The 15,328-nt window shown below is 62.3% G+C and carries 14 protein-coding genes; 9 read left to right on the top strand and 5 right to left on the bottom strand.

Features of this window, described 5'->3' with window-relative positions; genetic code table 11:
* Positions 1-130: 130 nt before the first annotated feature.
* Genes PDMSB3_RS31210 through PDMSB3_RS31195 form a run of 4 tightly spaced genes read left to right on the top strand, consistent with a single transcriptional unit; the run spans position 131 to position 4,156 of the window.
* Positions 131-1,213: an amidohydrolase family protein gene (locus PDMSB3_RS31210; RefSeq protein WP_165188807.1), complete on the top strand. Its 1,083-nt coding sequence runs from the start codon at positions 131-133 to the stop codon at positions 1,211-1,213.
* On the top strand, positions 1,210-2,067 hold the full coding sequence (locus tag PDMSB3_RS31205) for a fumarylacetoacetate hydrolase family protein (protein ID WP_165188805.1): 858 nt from the start codon (positions 1,210-1,212) through the stop codon (positions 2,065-2,067). Before PDMSB3_RS31210 ends, PDMSB3_RS31205 begins: the two co-directional genes overlap by 4 nt.
* Positions 2,068-2,081: 14 nt before the next feature.
* Entirely contained in the window at positions 2,082-2,984 is a 903-nt protein-coding gene (locus tag PDMSB3_RS31200; protein ID WP_165188802.1) for a 3-hydroxyacyl-CoA dehydrogenase, read from the top strand.
* Positions 2,981-4,156: a thiolase family protein gene (locus tag PDMSB3_RS31195; RefSeq protein ID WP_165188800.1), complete on the top strand. Its 1,176-nt coding sequence runs from the start codon at positions 2,981-2,983 to the stop codon at positions 4,154-4,156. Before PDMSB3_RS31200 ends, PDMSB3_RS31195 begins: the two co-directional genes overlap by 4 nt.
* A 127-nt stretch (positions 4,157-4,283) precedes the next feature.
* Here PDMSB3_RS31195 and PDMSB3_RS31190 read toward each other — a convergent pair whose 3' ends face one another.
* The 4 genes from PDMSB3_RS31190 to PDMSB3_RS31175 form a co-directional block, all read right to left on the bottom strand.
* The gene (locus tag PDMSB3_RS31190) at positions 4,284-4,829 is read right to left on the bottom strand and encodes a glutathione peroxidase (protein WP_165188798.1); all 546 of its coding nucleotides are present in this window, start codon (positions 4,827-4,829) and stop codon (positions 4,284-4,286) included.
* A gap of 97 nt (positions 4,830-4,926) precedes the next feature.
* Positions 4,927-5,343, bottom strand: coding sequence for a nuclear transport factor 2 family protein (locus tag PDMSB3_RS31185; RefSeq protein WP_232064365.1), 417 nt, complete (start codon positions 5,341-5,343; stop codon positions 4,927-4,929).
* A complete protein-coding gene (locus tag PDMSB3_RS31180; protein ID WP_165188796.1) occupies positions 5,343-6,374 on the bottom strand; it encodes a hypothetical protein in 1,032 nt (343 codons plus the stop codon). Before PDMSB3_RS31180 ends, PDMSB3_RS31185 begins: the two co-directional genes overlap by 1 nt.
* Before the next feature lie 78 nt (positions 6,375-6,452).
* Entirely contained in the window at positions 6,453-7,739 is a 1,287-nt protein-coding gene (locus PDMSB3_RS31175) for a cytochrome P450 (RefSeq protein WP_165188794.1), read from the bottom strand.
* A gap of 231 nt (positions 7,740-7,970) precedes the next feature.
* On the opposite strand from PDMSB3_RS31175, the gene PDMSB3_RS31170 reads away from it, so the two are divergent.
* From PDMSB3_RS31170 to PDMSB3_RS31150, 5 genes are all read left to right on the top strand, one after another.
* Complete coding sequence (locus tag PDMSB3_RS31170) at positions 7,971-8,948, top strand: helix-turn-helix transcriptional regulator (protein WP_165188792.1); 978 nt, start codon at positions 7,971-7,973, stop codon at positions 8,946-8,948.
* 126 nt (positions 8,949-9,074) lie between these two features.
* Positions 9,075-10,493: a long-chain-fatty-acid--protein ligase gene (locus PDMSB3_RS31165; protein ID WP_165188790.1), complete on the top strand. Its 1,419-nt coding sequence runs from the start codon at positions 9,075-9,077 to the stop codon at positions 10,491-10,493.
* A gap of 7 nt (positions 10,494-10,500) precedes the next feature.
* Positions 10,501-11,955, top strand: a complete 1,455-nt coding sequence (locus PDMSB3_RS31160; RefSeq protein ID WP_165188788.1) for an acyl-CoA reductase — start codon at positions 10,501-10,503, stop codon at positions 11,953-11,955.
* A 51-nt stretch (positions 11,956-12,006) separates the two neighbouring features.
* Positions 12,007-12,741 (top strand): SDR family oxidoreductase, encoded by a 735-nt coding sequence (locus PDMSB3_RS31155; protein ID WP_165188786.1) that lies wholly within the window; start codon positions 12,007-12,009, stop codon positions 12,739-12,741.
* A gap of 157 nt (positions 12,742-12,898) precedes the next feature.
* A complete protein-coding gene (locus tag PDMSB3_RS31150; protein ID WP_165188784.1) occupies positions 12,899-13,654 on the top strand; it encodes a TetR/AcrR family transcriptional regulator in 756 nt (251 codons plus the stop codon).
* On the opposite strand, the gene PDMSB3_RS31145 is transcribed toward PDMSB3_RS31150, so the two are convergent.
* The gene (locus PDMSB3_RS31145; RefSeq protein WP_165188783.1) at positions 13,610-15,256 is read right to left on the bottom strand and encodes a phytoene desaturase family protein; all 1,647 of its coding nucleotides are present in this window, start codon (positions 15,254-15,256) and stop codon (positions 13,610-13,612) included. The two genes, PDMSB3_RS31150 and PDMSB3_RS31145, sit on opposite strands and share 45 nt — an antisense overlap.
* Positions 15,257-15,328 lie beyond the last annotated feature (72 nt).

Here is a 15,328-nt window from a genome sequence, read left to right as displayed (position 1 = left end):
AAGTGACTAACATTGGCATGATGGCGAACAGTCTGATCTGCTTCGCGCATCTGGCTTTCGTACGTCCGGGTGTCGGTGAACTGCAGACAGGTCAATCCCACATCTGCGCCGTCGAGCGCCAGGAGACGTCATGCTCATCGACCTACACGCCCACGCGCCCCACCCGGGCTACTACAACCAGCATCCCCATTGGGGCCCGTTCTTCGAACAGCATGAGGACGGAGACGTCAAGCTGCGCGTCGGCGACTGGATCCTGACACTAGGCTCGCCGGAGCGCAAAGCAGCCGTGCGTTCAGGCAAAGGACTGAAGCTCGACGAGTACTTCGCGCGCTGGGCCAATCCGAGCGTTCGCCTCGCCGGCATGGATGCCGCCGGCCAGAATGCTCAAGTAGTCTCCGTGCCTTCGCATTGCTACATGTACTGGGCGGAAGCGGACTTCTCGGTGCGCTACGCGAAGAAGGTCAACGACACGCTCGCCGATTACTGTTCCGCCGCACCCGATCGTCTGATGTTCTGGGCGCATGCGCCGCTGAATGTGCCGGACGAGGCCGCAAAGGAAATCCGCCGTGCGTGCGGCGAACTCGGGGCGAAAGGGCTCGTGGCCGGTGGCGCCAATTTCGGCGGCCTCGAATTCGATTCGCCCGAACTCGATCCGGTCTGGCAGGCGCTGTGCGATCTCGACCTGCCGATGTTCATCCACGGCTACAACCAGTCGGTCACGTGGGGCAAGAAGGCGAACGAGGACCGCTACGAGACCACGGCGATCGTCGGCATGCAGTACGACGAAACGCGCTGCTTCTGGAATCTGGTCTGCGGCGGCGTTTTTGACCGCTTTCCCGATCTCAAGGTGTACATCACCCACGGCGGCGGCTATGTGCCGTATCAGCTTGGCCGCCTCGCGCAGTGCAATACCAATCTCGACTTCGCGCACAACAAGAAACCGGTGCTCGACTATCTGAAGAACTTCTATTTCGACGTCGAGTTGCATGAAGTGCCAATGCGCCAGGCGCTGATCGACATCATCGGCGCGGACCGGATTCTCTATGGCAGCAACTTCGGCGGTAGCGATGCGGTGCGTCACGATCTGACCGACGGTTTGCGTTTGTCGGATGAAGACCTGCAAAAGATCCGCTGGCAGAACGCCTGCAAGCTGCTGCATCTCGACCCGGCAAAAATCGGCGTGCCTGCGCCGAAGCAGGCGGTGAGCGCATGAAGCTCGCGCGCTGCACGGATGGTGGCGCGCCATTCTGGGCCGTGGTGGATACGAAGCGTGGCGAAGCGACACCGATCGCCGGGGCGTTCGCAGAATGGGCGCCCGCGCTTACGGCGAAACCGGAGAACGGTTCGGACGCGCTCAAGCTAGCGGGTGCGCCGCGCAAGCTGGCTGAGTTGCGCCTGCTGCCGCCCATCGAGCGCGGCAACCGCGTGGTCGTCGCAGGCGCCAACTATGCGAAGCATCTGAACGCCGACTTCGGCATGAAGAGCCACAGTCAGCCGGTTGCGTTCCTGAAAGCGTACGGCGCGCTGATCGGCGCGCGCGATCCGATTCGTTATCCGCCGCTCACCACGGAACTCGACCATGAAGTCGAACTGGTTGCCGTGATCGGCGCGCAGCGGGTGGATCGAAACAATCCGCTCACTAGCGTGCTGGGTTACACGGTGGGCAACGACGTCAGCGCGCGCGATCTGCAACGCAGCGGGCCGCCGGGCGTCGGAATGGATTTGTTCGCCGCGAAAAGCCAGGATCGTTCGACGGGACTCGGCCCCTGGATCGTCACGCGCGACGAATTCGCATCCGGCAGTCCGGCGTTGCGAATGACTCTGAAAGTGAACGGCGATACGCGGCAGGACGCATCGTCGGGAGAGATGACGTGGGACGTGGCAGCGCTGGTGCGTTTCGTCGACGAACGCTCGAGCTTCGAAGCGGGGGACGTGTTGTTCACCGGCTCGCCGGAGGGAACAGGCCAGGGCACTGGCCGCTTCCTGAATCCCGGCGACGTGGTGGAAGCCTCGATCGAAGGCATCGGCGCCTTGCGTAATGTCGTATCGGTAAAAGAATCAGCGTGAAGGGAGACAGCGGCATGACTCTGAGAAACAACAAGGTGGTGGTGGTCGGTGCGGGACTGATGGGCACGGGCATCGCGCATGCGTTCGCGAGCTCGGGATTTCACACGGTGCTAGTCGATACGGATGAAAACGCCTTGGAACGCGCCCATAAGGGCATTGGCAAGATTCTCGATGACGGTGTGCGCCTGGGCAAATTTCAGGTCACGGCGGCCGATGCCGCCAAGGCGCGTCTTGCGATCAAAACCGATCTCGCCGCCGCGGCGAATGGCGCGCATCTTCTGATCGAAACCGTGTCGGAGAAACTCGCAGTCAAGCAGGCGGTGGTCGCGCATGCGGCAGACGTGATGGCCGACGGCGCGGTGTTCGCGACCAACACGTCGGCGCTCAGCGTGACCGAGATCGCCACCGCGGTGGCGCACCCCGAACGCGTGATCGGCATGCATTTCTTCAACCCCGTGCACAAGATGAAGCTGGTCGAGCTGGTGCGCGGCCTTGCCACGAGCGACGAAACCGTCGCGCTGACTCGCGAGTATTCGGACGCGATCGGCAAGACATCGATCATCGTCAACGAGTCACCAGGATTGACGACGAGCCGCATGTCGGCGCTCGCCGGCAACGAGGCGATGTGGATGCTGCAGGAAGGCGCGGCCAGCGCGGAGGATATCGACACGGCGCTGCGTCTCGGCTTCAATCATCCCATGGGGCCGCTGGAACTCGGCGACCTCACCGGCTGGGACACGCGCCTGTCGGTGCTGAGGTATCTCCATCAGACGCTCGGCGACAAGTTTCGCCCGTGTCCGTTGATCATCAAGATGGTGGCCGCCGGGCGCCTCGGCCGTAAGACCGGTCACGGCGTATATCGCTACGAAGACGGGCAGCGGGTGCCCGGGTCGGGTCTGAAGGGGAGTTCGCTATGAGCAGCGATGTCGTGATCGTCGGTGCGGTGCGCACGCCGATCGGCAAGTTTCGCGGCTCGCTCGCCGGTGTGCGCGCCGATCATCTTGGCGCGCATGTGATCGATGAACTGGTCAAACGTGTCGGACTCGCGCCGGATGTCGTGAACGATGTGATCTTCGGTTGCGTCACGCAGATCGGCGAACAGTCGGCCAATATCGCGCGCACGTCTTTGCTCGGCGCGGGTTGGCCGGACAGCATTCCGGGTCTCACGATCGACCGCAAATGCGGCTCGGGCGAAGAAGCGGTGCACGTTGCCGCCGGCCTGATTGCATTCGGCGCGGCCGACGTGGTGGTGGCCGGCGGCGCGGAAAACATGAGCCGCGTGCCGATGGGCAGCAATCGCGATCTGCATGGCGAAGCGTTCGGCTGGATGGCAAGCGAAAGCTACGAACTAACGAGCCAGGGCGAGGCCGCCGAGCGTCTGTGCGACGAGTGGGAACTTGGACGCGAACAGCTCGATGCATTAGCGGTTGAGAGCCATCGGCGTGCGGCGGCCGCGGCGGCGGAAGGCTGGTTTGCGCGGGAGATCGTTCCCGTGCCGGTGCAGCGTCTGCGTGAGAAATCGATCGAGGGTGATGCACCGCTTTTCTCCGCGGATGAAACGATCCGCCCCGGCACGCATGCCGAAAAACTCGCCACGCTGAAGACCAGTTTTCGCAGCGAGGGGCGTCTGACTGCGGGCAATTCGTCGCAGATTTCGGATGGCGCTTCGGCGTTGCTGCTGATGTCCGCCGCCAAAGCGAAAGCACTAGGCGTGAAAGCGCGGGCACGTGTGCGAGCGGTCGCCACCGTCGGCGCCGATCCGACGCTGATGCTCACAGGCCCGATCGCCGCAACGCGACAAGTGCTGGCGAAAGCGGGCCTTGGCATCGACGACATCGATCTGTTCGAAGTCAATGAAGCATTCGCTTCGGTGCCGCTCGTGTGGATGAAGGAACTCGGCGTGCCGCATTCAAAGGTGAACGTGAATGGCGGGGCGATCGCGCTCGGGCATCCGTTGGGCGCGAGCGGGGCGCGCATCATGACCTCGCTGCTGCACGAGCTGGAACGGCGTGGCGCGCGTTATGGCTTGCAGGCGATCTGCTGCGCGGGTGGTCTCGGAACGGCGACCATTATCGAGCGGCTAGACTGAGTCGCGAGTCGGCCTGTCGAAGAAGATGCTGGAAAACAAACGGCGCGCTAGAAAAACAGCGCGCCGGTTTTTCACGCGACAGAAGCAGGTGACCGAAATCAGCGAGTGAAATCAATCAGCCTCACATTCACTTCGCGAGTTCCGCGTCAATTGCCGCCACGAGGCGCGGATCGTCCGCGGCCACATCCGGCGCAAAACGCGCGACCACATCCCCGTTACGATTCAGCAGAAACTTTTCAAAATTCCATAGTACTTCGACCGGATCACCCGACTCGATCCCATAGCCTTTCAGACGCTCACGAAACGGACCATCGCCGATTGCCGACGGCTGCGCCTCTGTCAGTGCCGCATACAGCGGGTGCTTGTCTTCGCCCGTCACCGAGATCTTCGAGAACAGCGGGAAGTGCACGTCGTAGCTTGTCGAGCAGAACGATTTGATTTCTTCGTCCGAGCCGGGCTCCTGGCCCTTAAAGTTGTTGGCCGGAAAGCCCAGTACTTCAAGCCCGGCTGCGCGCTTGTCCTGATAGAGGCTTTCGAGCCCCGTGTATTGCGGCGTTAGCCCGCATTTCGACGCTACATTGACGACCAGCAGCACTTTGCCGCGATACTGCGCGAGGTTGGCGGGTACGCCGTCGATAGTATTAACGGGAATGTCGTAGATCGGTGTGCTCATTGCGAGTCCTCTGGTTGCAGACAGATGAAAAAGCGCTGACTTGCACTGTACGTGATTCTGCTCGATCGCGTGCGGCGTGCCTTCGTGCAAATGCAGCTTACTGTTTGATGAAGTAGCGCACGAATAACTGGCCGGCCGTGAAGCGAAAGAGTTCGATTGTCTCGATCACGCGCTCGGTGCCGGCCACGACGTTTCGCACGTAGCAGGCAGCTTCGTTGCCGTTAATGATCTTCGCTACCGGTTCGGCGCGGATATTCGCTCGCTGGCTCTCCCACATATGTTCGAGGACGGGCCAACCGTCTTGCGGCGGCCGGCCAATATATTCAATCGTGAGCCCTGCCGGCGCGACGCGGCGGTAAGCATCGAAGAACGCAGACTTGTTGCCTGCGTTCCAGTGCTCGGTCTGGTCGTGCAGGAATGTCGCGATGGATTCGGCAGTTTTGTGAGTAGTGGACATGGTCGTCTGTTCTGGAAGGAGCGCACCTCTTGGTTCAAGGATGCGTTCGGAAGGCATCAGAGATCCGCACCGCGCACATTGCGCGCCGTGCCGTTGCGTCGATCGGATTCGCCCCAGCCGAGCCAGCGGTCCGGCTCGCGCGTATCGCCGACGCGACGCCAGCGGCCTTCCTGCTGCGCGGTAATGGGAAAGCCGCCGACGAAGTCGATCATCTCGCCCTTCGGACAAGGCAGATATTCCCATTCTTCATGCCCGTCGAGCACAATGCGCGCGCTGTCCACGAAGTAGCTGCCGTCCTTGTGCTTGACGCTGCCTTCGATATCCGTGGTGGTGCGGATTTCGCCCTTGTGGTTCTGGAAGATCGCATAACCGAGGTTGTGGTGACCGACCATGAAGGAGCCCGCATCCCAAGTGCCGTCTTTATAGACGGTCGCGAACGACCACCAGATCACGTGCATCTTGTTGTTGACGACCAGATCCTTCCTGAAGTGGATCGCGCCGCCCTCGGCCATATACGCCTGGTCGAAACACATCAGGCCTTTGACCTTGCGGCCGTCGCAGGTGCCGGCGATATCGTAGATTTGCGAGACGTAGAAGGTGCCCCATTCGGACCCCGGCAGATACCACTGCATGCCCTGGCCCAACAGCGGACCGCTCAGATCGAACAAACCGTCTTCTTTCCAGCTCAGCCGTTCGGCGGATGCAGTCAGTCGCCACGCCGCGCCTGGTTCGCCTTCCAGGCTCGACCAGCACGCGGTATCGCCTTCCAGCCAGCGCTTCGGAAATAGCGTCATCGCGCGCGGTTCGATACGCGACTTGTCGATGCGTAAGTGCTTGCCGTCCACCTGCGTCGACAGGTAGATGAATTTGGTCGGGTTCGGCGTGCTGCCGGGTTCGTTGACAGCCCGCACAAACGCGTAGATTTCGTCGTCTTCATCACGCACGCAACCGAACGGCATGCCCTTGGTCAATTGCAGTCCGTAGAAGCCGCGCAGGTCATGCATTGCACGGCCACTCACTTTATGCGGCGCGACCAGTGTCTGATAGGTGAAATCGCCGCGCCCGGGAACAGTGTCGAAGTGCTTCATGGTTTATTCGAGAGAATTCGTGCTGTAAGGATGCGCAAAAGTACAAGCGCCGGTATGAACGCGATATCAGATCCGGAATCAGTCCCACACGACCGGCACGGACTTCGCACCACGCAACTGGGCGCCGGCAATTTTCGGCGCCGGTTTGTCCGGGTCGAGCCGTACATTCGGGAACAGATCGAGAATCGCGTTCACCGCGCACTGCAATTCCACTTTGGCGACAAACTGGCCGATGCACATATGCGTGCCGAAACCGAAGCCGAAAGAAGGCTTGGGCTTGCGGTCGATATCGAAGGTGTCGGGGTTGTCGAATGCATCTTCGTCGCGGTTCGCGGAAATCACCATGCACTGCACCAGCGCGCCTTTTGCCACCTTCACGCCGCCGATCTCGACGTCGCGCGCCGCCTGTCGAACCTTGAAAGTCGCGACCGGTTCGAAGCGCACGGCTTCGTCGATCAAACGCGGGATCAACGTGCGATCGTTGCGCACGCGCTCGACCAGTTCGGGACGCTCGAGCAGCAGCGTCATGACCGAGCTGAAGGTGCGCGTGGTGGTCTCGCCGGCTGCGGGCAGCAGCGAGCGCACGAAGGTGGTCACCTCGTGGTCGTCGAGCATGTGGCCTTCGTGTTCCGCGCGCATCAGGCGGCTGATCAGATCGTCGCCATTGGCGCCTTCGGCGCGACGTTGCACCACCACTTCTTTCACCGCGTCGTAAAGGTGCTTGACGGCGGCGCCCGCGAGCGGCCCATAGATCTTGATCTTCTCCGGGTCGATCTGATTGCCCGCCACCATCGAAAGCGCCCACGTGGCGTATTGGTTGAAGCGGGCGGCGTCGTCGGTGGGGAAACCCATTAACGCGTACATCTCGCGAATTGGAAAGTACAGGCCGAAGTCCATCAGTTCGGCCTGTTTGTTCGGCACTAGCGGTTCGAGAAAGTCTTGCCGAATCACGCGGTCGAGTTCGGGCCGCCAGCGGTTCACCGTTTCCGGCATGAAGACGGGCTGCAGCAGGCCGCGTGCGCGGCGGTGCGCGTCGCCGTCCATCGCCAGCACGATCAGCCCGTCGAAGAATGCACCGAGGCCCTCGGCGATGAAGCCGCTGGTGAAGGTAGCGGCATCGCGCATGACAGCCATCACGTCCTGATACTTGAAAAGCGTGACCGCGCATTGCGCGGCATTGGCGCCCGCGTTGGTCGGCACGCCGAGGCGGGTGGCGACGAAATCTCCCGGCATTACAGGCTGCGTACGGCGCATCTCGCGGTACAGCGCCTGCAGATCAAGGTCAGGGCCGCGGAAAGTGTCGGAGACGGCGTGATAGGCCGCCTCCAGATCGAGCGTGAAGCCTGCTTGCGTGGGTGCGTTCATGTGTCTCCTCATGGGTCTGTCCGGTCCGGCCGCACGATCGGACATTGCGATGTGAGCGGACGTGATATCGGTGTTGTTGTGCAGCTTAGCGAGCAACGGCTGGACTGTCCGCTGACTTCGTTTGACGCGCTGTCAAACTCGAAGCGATACGGGTTCGTCGCTATTGGCGTCCCGACACAAAGCAGCTTATATAGACACATTATCGGTAAATGTTCATGTCGAGGACGCAAAATGTCACACGTTCAGACGGCGAACCCAAACGTCTCCGACCTCTACACGGTGGCCGGCAGCGGCCGTCTGGTGCGGCGCGAACGGATGGCGTCCGCGCATCTATCGGTGGATGCGCATCTGACGACGCCCTCGGTGGAGGTCAACGTGCGCACCTTCACGCTCGCCCACTCGCTCGACGCGGTATTCCGTCCGTCGCTGGGCTATCTGGATCTGTCGCTCGATGCACGCGAGCGCGGCGCATGCGGTGCATTTCGTGGTGGCGCCGGGCAGACAGCATTCGGCCGTCTCGGCGAGAGCGTGCTCGTGCCGGCCGGTCAGACCTTTCACGTGCGTTGCGATCAGATGCAACGGCGTGTGGTGTGCTGCATGTTCGAGCCCGCACGCTTCGATCAGTTTCGTGACTGGCAATGGGATGCTGCCCGGCTGGAACGGTGCCGTGATTTAAGGGTGCCCCAGGTGCGCGACCCGATGCTGCAACTGGCTGCCGAGGCGCTCAGTCCGGGCTTCGCCAGCGCGGCGCTCGCGGAAAGTCTGTTGATGTCGATGCTCGTGCAGATCGCACGGCACGTTCGCGGCGCCGATTTGCGTGCCGACGAAGGCGAGGGGAGCAAGCTCGCGCCGTGGCAGTTGCGCCTGATACGCGAGCGCGTCGAGGGCGCATACGGACCGTCACCGGGTGTGATCGAGCTGGCGCAGGCATGCCGTATTAGCGCGCGGCACCTGTCGCGCACTTTCAGGATCAGCACGGGCATGACATTGAGCGCTTTCATTGCCGACGCGCGCATCCGCCAGGCCAAAGCACGGCTGGCCGATGCCGACGTGCTGGTGAAAACGGTCGCGTACGAGTGCGGCTTTGCTAATGCAGCCGCATTCGGCGCGGCGTTTCGCAAGCACACCGGGCGCACGCCGCGCGGCTACCGGCTCGATATGTTGGGCTTACAAACAGCGCCGGAGCACGACATGTCCGTTCAACGATAGTTTGACCGCGCGGCGCGACAACTGGCGGTTCTGTTCGGCGGCTCGTTTTCATAGCATTCATGACACGCACCGCGAACCTTTGCCGCGAGCGGTCCGAATAGTGCAAACAGTCCGAACGGAGACACCATGTCCACGCTGTACCAGCAGCTCCTTGCCGACCCCGCCGCGCTCGTCACCGCCTGCTATGACGACGCCTTCCGTTTCACCCCGCAGCAGATCCTCGATGTCCAGCTAAGCGGCGCGCGCCGGCGCTTCGGCGAAATGCGCGCGAAGATTCCCGTACTCGATCGTCTCGCCACGGAACAGGGCATCGAGACGATCGAGAGCATCGACGACGTCGCGCCGTTGCTGTTTGCGCACACGGTGTACAAGTCGTACCCGCTGTCGTATCTCGAACGCGGCCAGTTCGACAAACTCACGCGCTGGCTCAGCGGTTTGACCACGGAAGATCTAAGCCACGTCGACGCATCAGGCATCAAGCTGATAGACGACTGGATCGATCTGCTCGACGCGCAAACGAATCTGCGCGTGTTCCATACTTCCGGCACCACGGGCAAGCTGTCTTTTTTGCCGCGCACCGATCGGGAGTGGCGCCAGAACATCACGCTATCGGCCAGCCGCGTTCGCGACTGGCGCGGTCCGGGCACCGGTCCCGATCTGATCGCCAACCCGCGCCCGTTGATTGCGCCGACTTATCGCAAAGGGGCGAGCGCGGCGGCTCGCGGCAGCGGTTATCAGGTCGAGATGTACGCAGGCGGCGAGCACAACGCATTGTTCATGTATCCCGACGCGCGCTTTTCCGCAGATGTCGCCTCGCTATCGGGCCGTCTCGCGGCAGCCGAGGCACAAGGAGAACTCGGCTCGCTGCATATCTCCGAGGCGTTGCTGGCCAAACGCGACGAACTCGTGCGAGTGGAGCGCGAACGTCCGGAGCAGTTGCGCAAGTTCTTCGCCGAAGCGATCAGCCGATTTGCCGGTCGCGACGTCTACATGGGCGCGGTCTGGACGATCCTGTACGACACCGCCGCCGAAGGTCTGGCCCGAGCCGCCCGTCAGGTATTCGGCAATGGCAGCGTCCTGCACACGGGCGGCGGCAAGAAGGGCAAGAACATGCCGGATAACTGGCGCGAGCAACTGGTCGAGTTTCTCGGCTTCGATAACTTCTACGAGTTTTACGGCTGCAGCGAACAGATGGGCTTTTGCATGCGCTGCGAGGAAGGCCACTATCACGTACCGCCCACCACCATCGCATTCCTGCTCGATCCGGCGACCGGGAAACCGCTACCTCGCAAAGACGGCTTGACGGGGCGCTTCGCTTCACTCGATCTGCTACCGGGCACGTACTGGGCAGGCCTCGTAACCGGCGACGAAATCACCCTGCACGGTTACGAGAAAGCCTGCACATGCGGCCGTAGCGGCCCTTATCTGCTGGCCGCGATTCGCCGCTATAGCGAGAAGGAAGGTGGCGACGACAAGGTGATCTGCGCCGGCGCGCCGGCGGCGCACGATGAAGCACTGAACTTCCTGACCGAACTTTCGGAGTAAGCCGATCATGAGCACTTCCTACAACGTGCCGCTGATCATTCGCGGCAAGCTCATCGAAGGCGACGAGCTGACATTCGGCGGCCGACGCGGCGGCGTTTCATTCACGGCGCCGGACATAACGCGTCACGTCGACGAACTCACGTTGCGCGCGCCATCGCAGATGGCCGATTTGTACACGCTGAGTCTCGACCAGATCGTCGACTATCTGGTCGAGCTCGGCCAGCACCTCAATTTCGCCGATAACCGTCACTTGCAACAGGCCTTCGAATTGTCGTGCGCCACCTCGGGTTTGTCGGAAAGCATTTTGCGCTTTCACTACACGCGCACGCCACGCCTCTTTCAACGGGAAGAGTTGTACAACATCGTCGCGCGTTCGGTCGGCGCCGAGTATCTGGAAGGCTGGGTCGAGCAACCGGGCAGTCTGCCGGGCGTGACCGCGCGCACGCGTGCATTCGGCGCGCGCTGCGTTCACGTGATAGCGGGCAATGCGCCGGTGGTTGCGGTCCTGACGCTGATTCGCAATGCGCTCACGCGCTCCGACGCGATCATCAAGGCGCCGTCGAACGATCCGCTGACCTCGATGGCCCTGGCCCGTACGATGATCGACATGGCGCCGGACCACCCGTTGACGAAGCATCTGAGCGTCGCATACTGGAAGGGCGGTGATGAAACGGTCGAGCGGCATATCTACGATCCTCGCAAGGTCGAGAAGCTGATTGCATGGGGCGGCTTCGATTCGGTCAAGCACATCACACGCTATCTGCAGCCGGGGCTCGATCTCATCACGCTCGATCCGAAACTGAGCGGCACGATCATCGGCCACGAAGCCTTCGCCGATGAGCCGACGCTGACGAGCGTCGCGAGGCGCCTCGCACTCGACATCGGCGCGCAGAACCAGGAGGCCTGCGTAAGCGCGCGCGTGATCTACGTGCAGTCGGGCACCGATGAAGCCGGCCTCGCGCGGTGCGCCAGGCTCGCCGAACTGACGTTCGCGGCACTGCAGGCGCTGCCTGAAAATCTCTCCACGCCTCACAAGGCATTCGATCCGCAACTGAAGGAAGAACTCGACGGCATCCGCATGATCGGCGACGACTACACGGTCTTCGGCGGCAGAAGCAATGAGGGTGCGTTGATCGTTTCGCACGACGGCGCACCGGTCAGCTTTTCGCGCATCCTAGGTTGCCGCGTGGGCAATTTGGTGCCGATCGATGAGATTGATACTGCCGTGCGCTCGGTCAACGCCTATACGCAGACTATCGGCATTTTTCCAGAGGCACTCAAACACGCTTTGCGCGACCGGCTCGCGTATCAGGGCGCGCAGCGGCTGGTGTCGCTCGGCGCGGCGGCCACCTTGCAGCACAACCTCGATCGGCAGGACGCGATCGAACCGATTCGCCGCACCGTGAAATGGGTCACTGAAGAGACGGCCGATCCTGTGCTGGTGGAATCACTGGCGGGTTAGCGCGGTTGGGGCGCCTTTTAACAATCAACCTTAAAAGAAGGGATGTAGCGTATGAATTCGCTTGTAGGAAAGGTGATCATGATTACCGGCGCGAGCAGCGGCATCGGCGAAGCGACGGCCAAACGGCTCGCGCAGCAGGGCGCCAAACTGGTGCTGGCCGCACGGCGCGCGGACAGGCTGAAGCATCTGGCGGAGCAACTCGGCGGCGAGGCCAACGTGTTGTGGGCCGCTACCGATGTCACGCAACCGGCCGAGTTGCAACAACTCGCGCAGAAGGCGCGGGAGCGCTTCGGCCGCGTCGACGTGCTGGTCAACAATGCCGGCATCATGCCGGTATCGATGATCGCGCAAGGCTGCGTGGACGACTGGAACCGCATGATCGACGTGAACATCAAAGGCGTGCTGTACGGCATCCACGCGGTGCTCGGCGGCATGCTCGAACAGGGTGCGGGACATGTGATCAATATTTCGTCGGTGGCGGGATTGACGGTAGGGCCAGGCGGCGCGGTTTACTCGGCCACGAAGTTCGCGGTGCGCGCGATCAGCGAGGGCTTGCGTCAGGAATGCGCGGGCAAGGTGCGCGTGACCTCCATCTGCCCAGGTCTCGTCGCGAGCGAACTCACCGACAGCATCACGGTGCCGGCTTTCCGCGAGCGCGCCCAAAAACTTTTCGAGGGCGCGATGTCGCCGGACGTGATCGCCGACGCTATTGTCTATGCGATTACGCAACCGGAGCAGGTTGCAGTCAATGAGATCGTCGTGCGCCCGCTCTCGCAAAGTTTCTGAGGCAGAAAATGACCGGCGGCGCAGCAGCGCGACGCTTTTTGCCGCCGATCGGCACTACAATGCACTAGCCGAACACCACCGCGGATTGCGTTCGAGAAGGGCGCATTCAATTGCATCAGCGAAGCTTCGTTTTCCCTGCATTGTGTGCTGCCTATCCATGCCTTCGACGCTTACCGATACCGCCGCGCCAGCTACGTGCGCGGCACCTTCCTCTCCGTCACGCAAACGCGCCACACTCGGCCGCCTGCTGAAAGAGGCGCGTCTGGCTTTTTCGGAAAAAGGCCTCGCCGGTGCTCGCGTGGACGATATTGCAAAGGCAGCTGGGGTGACCAAGCAACTCGTCTATCACTATTTCAGCAGCAAGGAACAGTTGTTCGCCAGCGTACTGGACGAGTCAGCGCAAGACGTGCTGGCCGATTTGCTGGCGCTTGAACTCGATCACCTGCCGCCGGTGGAAGCGCTGCGAGTGTTTCTGCAACATGCGATCGATCAATACCGGTCCGATCCCACGCTCGGCGCGTTGGCGCAGGAAAGCTTGCGTTTTCATGAGCATAACGCGCATCCCGTCGAACGCAATCGCTTTGTCGATCTGGCGCCCGCGCTGGTCAGTCAGATGGAGCGCATCCTGCGGCGCGGGGCGGCGAGCGGGGAGTTCCGCGACGGCGTGGATGCGCGCATGTTCTACGCCGCGTGCGCGCTGCTCACTACTGGCGGTTTCACCAATCACTACACGGTGTCCGCAGTCGCGGGTTTCGATACCACATCAGCCACGGGCGCGGCGGTATGGCGTGAATTCTCGGTGGACTTCGTGCTTTCCACCGTGCTTGTCGACGGCCGGCCGCCCTTGAAGCGGCCTGCGCTGACAGCGTTAGCAGACCCCCCACGCGGCGAGAATAGCCGTCACGAAGCCTGATTTCGCCGTGCCGCGGCGCGCGGTTTGGCCGAGATAGCGCTGCACCCGCTGCGCGGCGATGCGGCCCGGCATGCCGTTCACACCACCTCCCGGATGAATGCCCGCGCCGCCGAAGTACAAGCCACGCACGGGCAACGTAGCGCCGCCCAATCCATAAGCGGGCCGAAACTTGTTCGAACGCATTGTGCTGGTGTCGATATGCACCACACAGCCGTTGACCGTGTTCAGGCGCTGAGTGAAGTCCGGAGCCGCTTCCATGCGGCGCGCAATCTCGAACTCTTTCAGACCGTCCACATACTCGCTCGCCTGGTCGATCACCTGCTGCGTGAGGCGCTCGCGAATCGCATCCCAGCCCTCGCGCGGCTGGGTCGGCATGGCGGGCGGGTACAGATAGACCGAGTCCTGTCCAGCCGGGGCCTGTGACGGATCGACCGAACTGGGCGCCGTGATCGTCAGATAGGGCAACGTGGGTACCTCGCCACGCGCCGAAGCCCGGAAGTTTTCCAGCACCGCTTCCGTCGTGCCGATCAGCAAGCAGGTCTTGCGCAGATCGAGACCGTCGCCACGTTTCGCCTCGAAGCGCTTGAGCGAAATCTGGCCACGCAGCGCCATGTCGACCTTCAAGGGCGACGCGCCGTGCGCATTGGCCGGTGCATGCGCAATGCGCGTCAACAGGCGCCTGTCGACCCGGCCGGGTGTCACCAGTTCCAGCGCGACCTTCGGATGGCAACTCGCGATGACCGCGTGCGCATAGAACGTGCGGCCGTCGGCGAGACGTACGCCGCGCGCGGCGTAGTCATCCGCGATGATCTCCGCGACACTCGCCGAGGTCATCACTTCACCGCCCAGTTCGCTTAGCCGCGCGGCCATCGCGTTGGACAAGGTCTGCATGCCGCCCACCACGCGGCCCACGCCGAAGCGGTGCAAAAAGCCGAGCAGCGCGTAATAGATGCCGCTGCCGTCAGCTGTAATCGGACCGGCGAGACCTGTCAGGCAGCACATGGCCGAGATTGTGACCGGATGCTCGAAGTGCTCCTGCGCGGCTTGATAAGCAGAGCCGGTGAGCAGCGCCATGAGTTCGGGTTTCAGCTTGCGATTGCGCAGCGCCGCCCTGAACGCCTCGAATTTGGCTCCGAGGTTTTTATCGGCGGGGTCCACGCGCATCATCGGAATCGCCATGTCGATGAATGCGAACACGACCTTGATGAAGGAAAGAAACGCGTCGGCGTCTTTCGGACTGTAGCGGCGAATCTCGGCCGCGGTCTTCTCCGGGTCGCGCCAGAACACAAGAGAGGTGCCATCCGGATGCAGGTACACGTAGCCGGGCGTCAGTTCGATCTGGCGAAAGCCGTGCCGCTCCAACTGCAATTCGGCCGGCACGCGCGGGTGCACGCGCATCGACATCATGTCGAGTGCGCATGGATGAACCATGTGCTGCGGCGCGCCATCCAGCAGATAACCCGACGAGGCCATGCCACCCACCTTGTCGAGAGCTTCGAGCACCAGCACCTTCTTGCCGGCCTCGGCGAGATAGCAGCCGGCGGATAGTCCGTTGTGCCCGCCACCGACGATCAACGCGTCGTAAGTCGCTTCTGTTGCCATGTGTCTCCGCCCTTTTTTGTTGTCAGGGTGCAGGGGCGTTTGCGTCGATCGCAGTGCGCGCCTTTTGTCTTG

The sequence above is a fragment of the Paraburkholderia dioscoreae genome, from assembly GCF_902459535.1.
GTDB lineage: Bacteria > Pseudomonadota > Gammaproteobacteria > Burkholderiales > Burkholderiaceae > Paraburkholderia > Paraburkholderia dioscoreae.
This window is presented reverse-complemented; position numbering and strand designations above follow the sequence as displayed.

Excerpts from the sequence above, each read along its gene's own strand:
- PDMSB3_RS31145 (WP_165188783.1), bottom strand. The coding sequence starts at position 15,256 with ATGGCAACAGAAGCGACTTACGACGCGTTGATCGTCGGTGGCGGGCAC.
- PDMSB3_RS31180 (WP_165188796.1), bottom strand. The coding sequence starts at position 6,374 with ATGAAGCACTTCGACACTGTTCCCGGGCGCGGCGATTTCACCTATCAG.
- PDMSB3_RS31150 (WP_165188784.1), top strand. The coding sequence starts at position 12,899 with ATGCCTTCGACGCTTACCGATACCGCCGCGCCAGCTACGTGCGCGGCA.
- PDMSB3_RS31210 (WP_165188807.1), top strand. The coding sequence starts at position 131 with ATGCTCATCGACCTACACGCCCACGCGCCCCACCCGGGCTACTACAAC.
- PDMSB3_RS31165 (WP_165188790.1), top strand. The coding sequence starts at position 9,075 with ATGTCCACGCTGTACCAGCAGCTCCTTGCCGACCCCGCCGCGCTCGTC.
- PDMSB3_RS31155 (WP_165188786.1), top strand. The coding sequence starts at position 12,007 with ATGAATTCGCTTGTAGGAAAGGTGATCATGATTACCGGCGCGAGCAGC.
- PDMSB3_RS31160 (WP_165188788.1), top strand. The coding sequence starts at position 10,501 with ATGAGCACTTCCTACAACGTGCCGCTGATCATTCGCGGCAAGCTCATC.
- PDMSB3_RS31175 (WP_165188794.1), bottom strand. The coding sequence starts at position 7,739 with ATGAACGCACCCACGCAAGCAGGCTTCACGCTCGATCTGGAGGCGGCC.
- PDMSB3_RS31195 (WP_165188800.1), top strand. The coding sequence starts at position 2,981 with ATGAGCAGCGATGTCGTGATCGTCGGTGCGGTGCGCACGCCGATCGGC.
- PDMSB3_RS31190 (WP_165188798.1), bottom strand. The coding sequence starts at position 4,829 with ATGAGCACACCGATCTACGACATTCCCGTTAATACTATCGACGGCGTA.
- PDMSB3_RS31185 (WP_232064365.1), bottom strand. The coding sequence starts at position 5,343 with ATGCCTTCCGAACGCATCCTTGAACCAAGAGGTGCGCTCCTTCCAGAA.
- PDMSB3_RS31170 (WP_165188792.1), top strand. The coding sequence starts at position 7,971 with ATGTCACACGTTCAGACGGCGAACCCAAACGTCTCCGACCTCTACACG.
- PDMSB3_RS31205 (WP_165188805.1), top strand. The coding sequence starts at position 1,210 with ATGAAGCTCGCGCGCTGCACGGATGGTGGCGCGCCATTCTGGGCCGTG.
- PDMSB3_RS31200 (WP_165188802.1), top strand. The coding sequence starts at position 2,082 with ATGACTCTGAGAAACAACAAGGTGGTGGTGGTCGGTGCGGGACTGATG.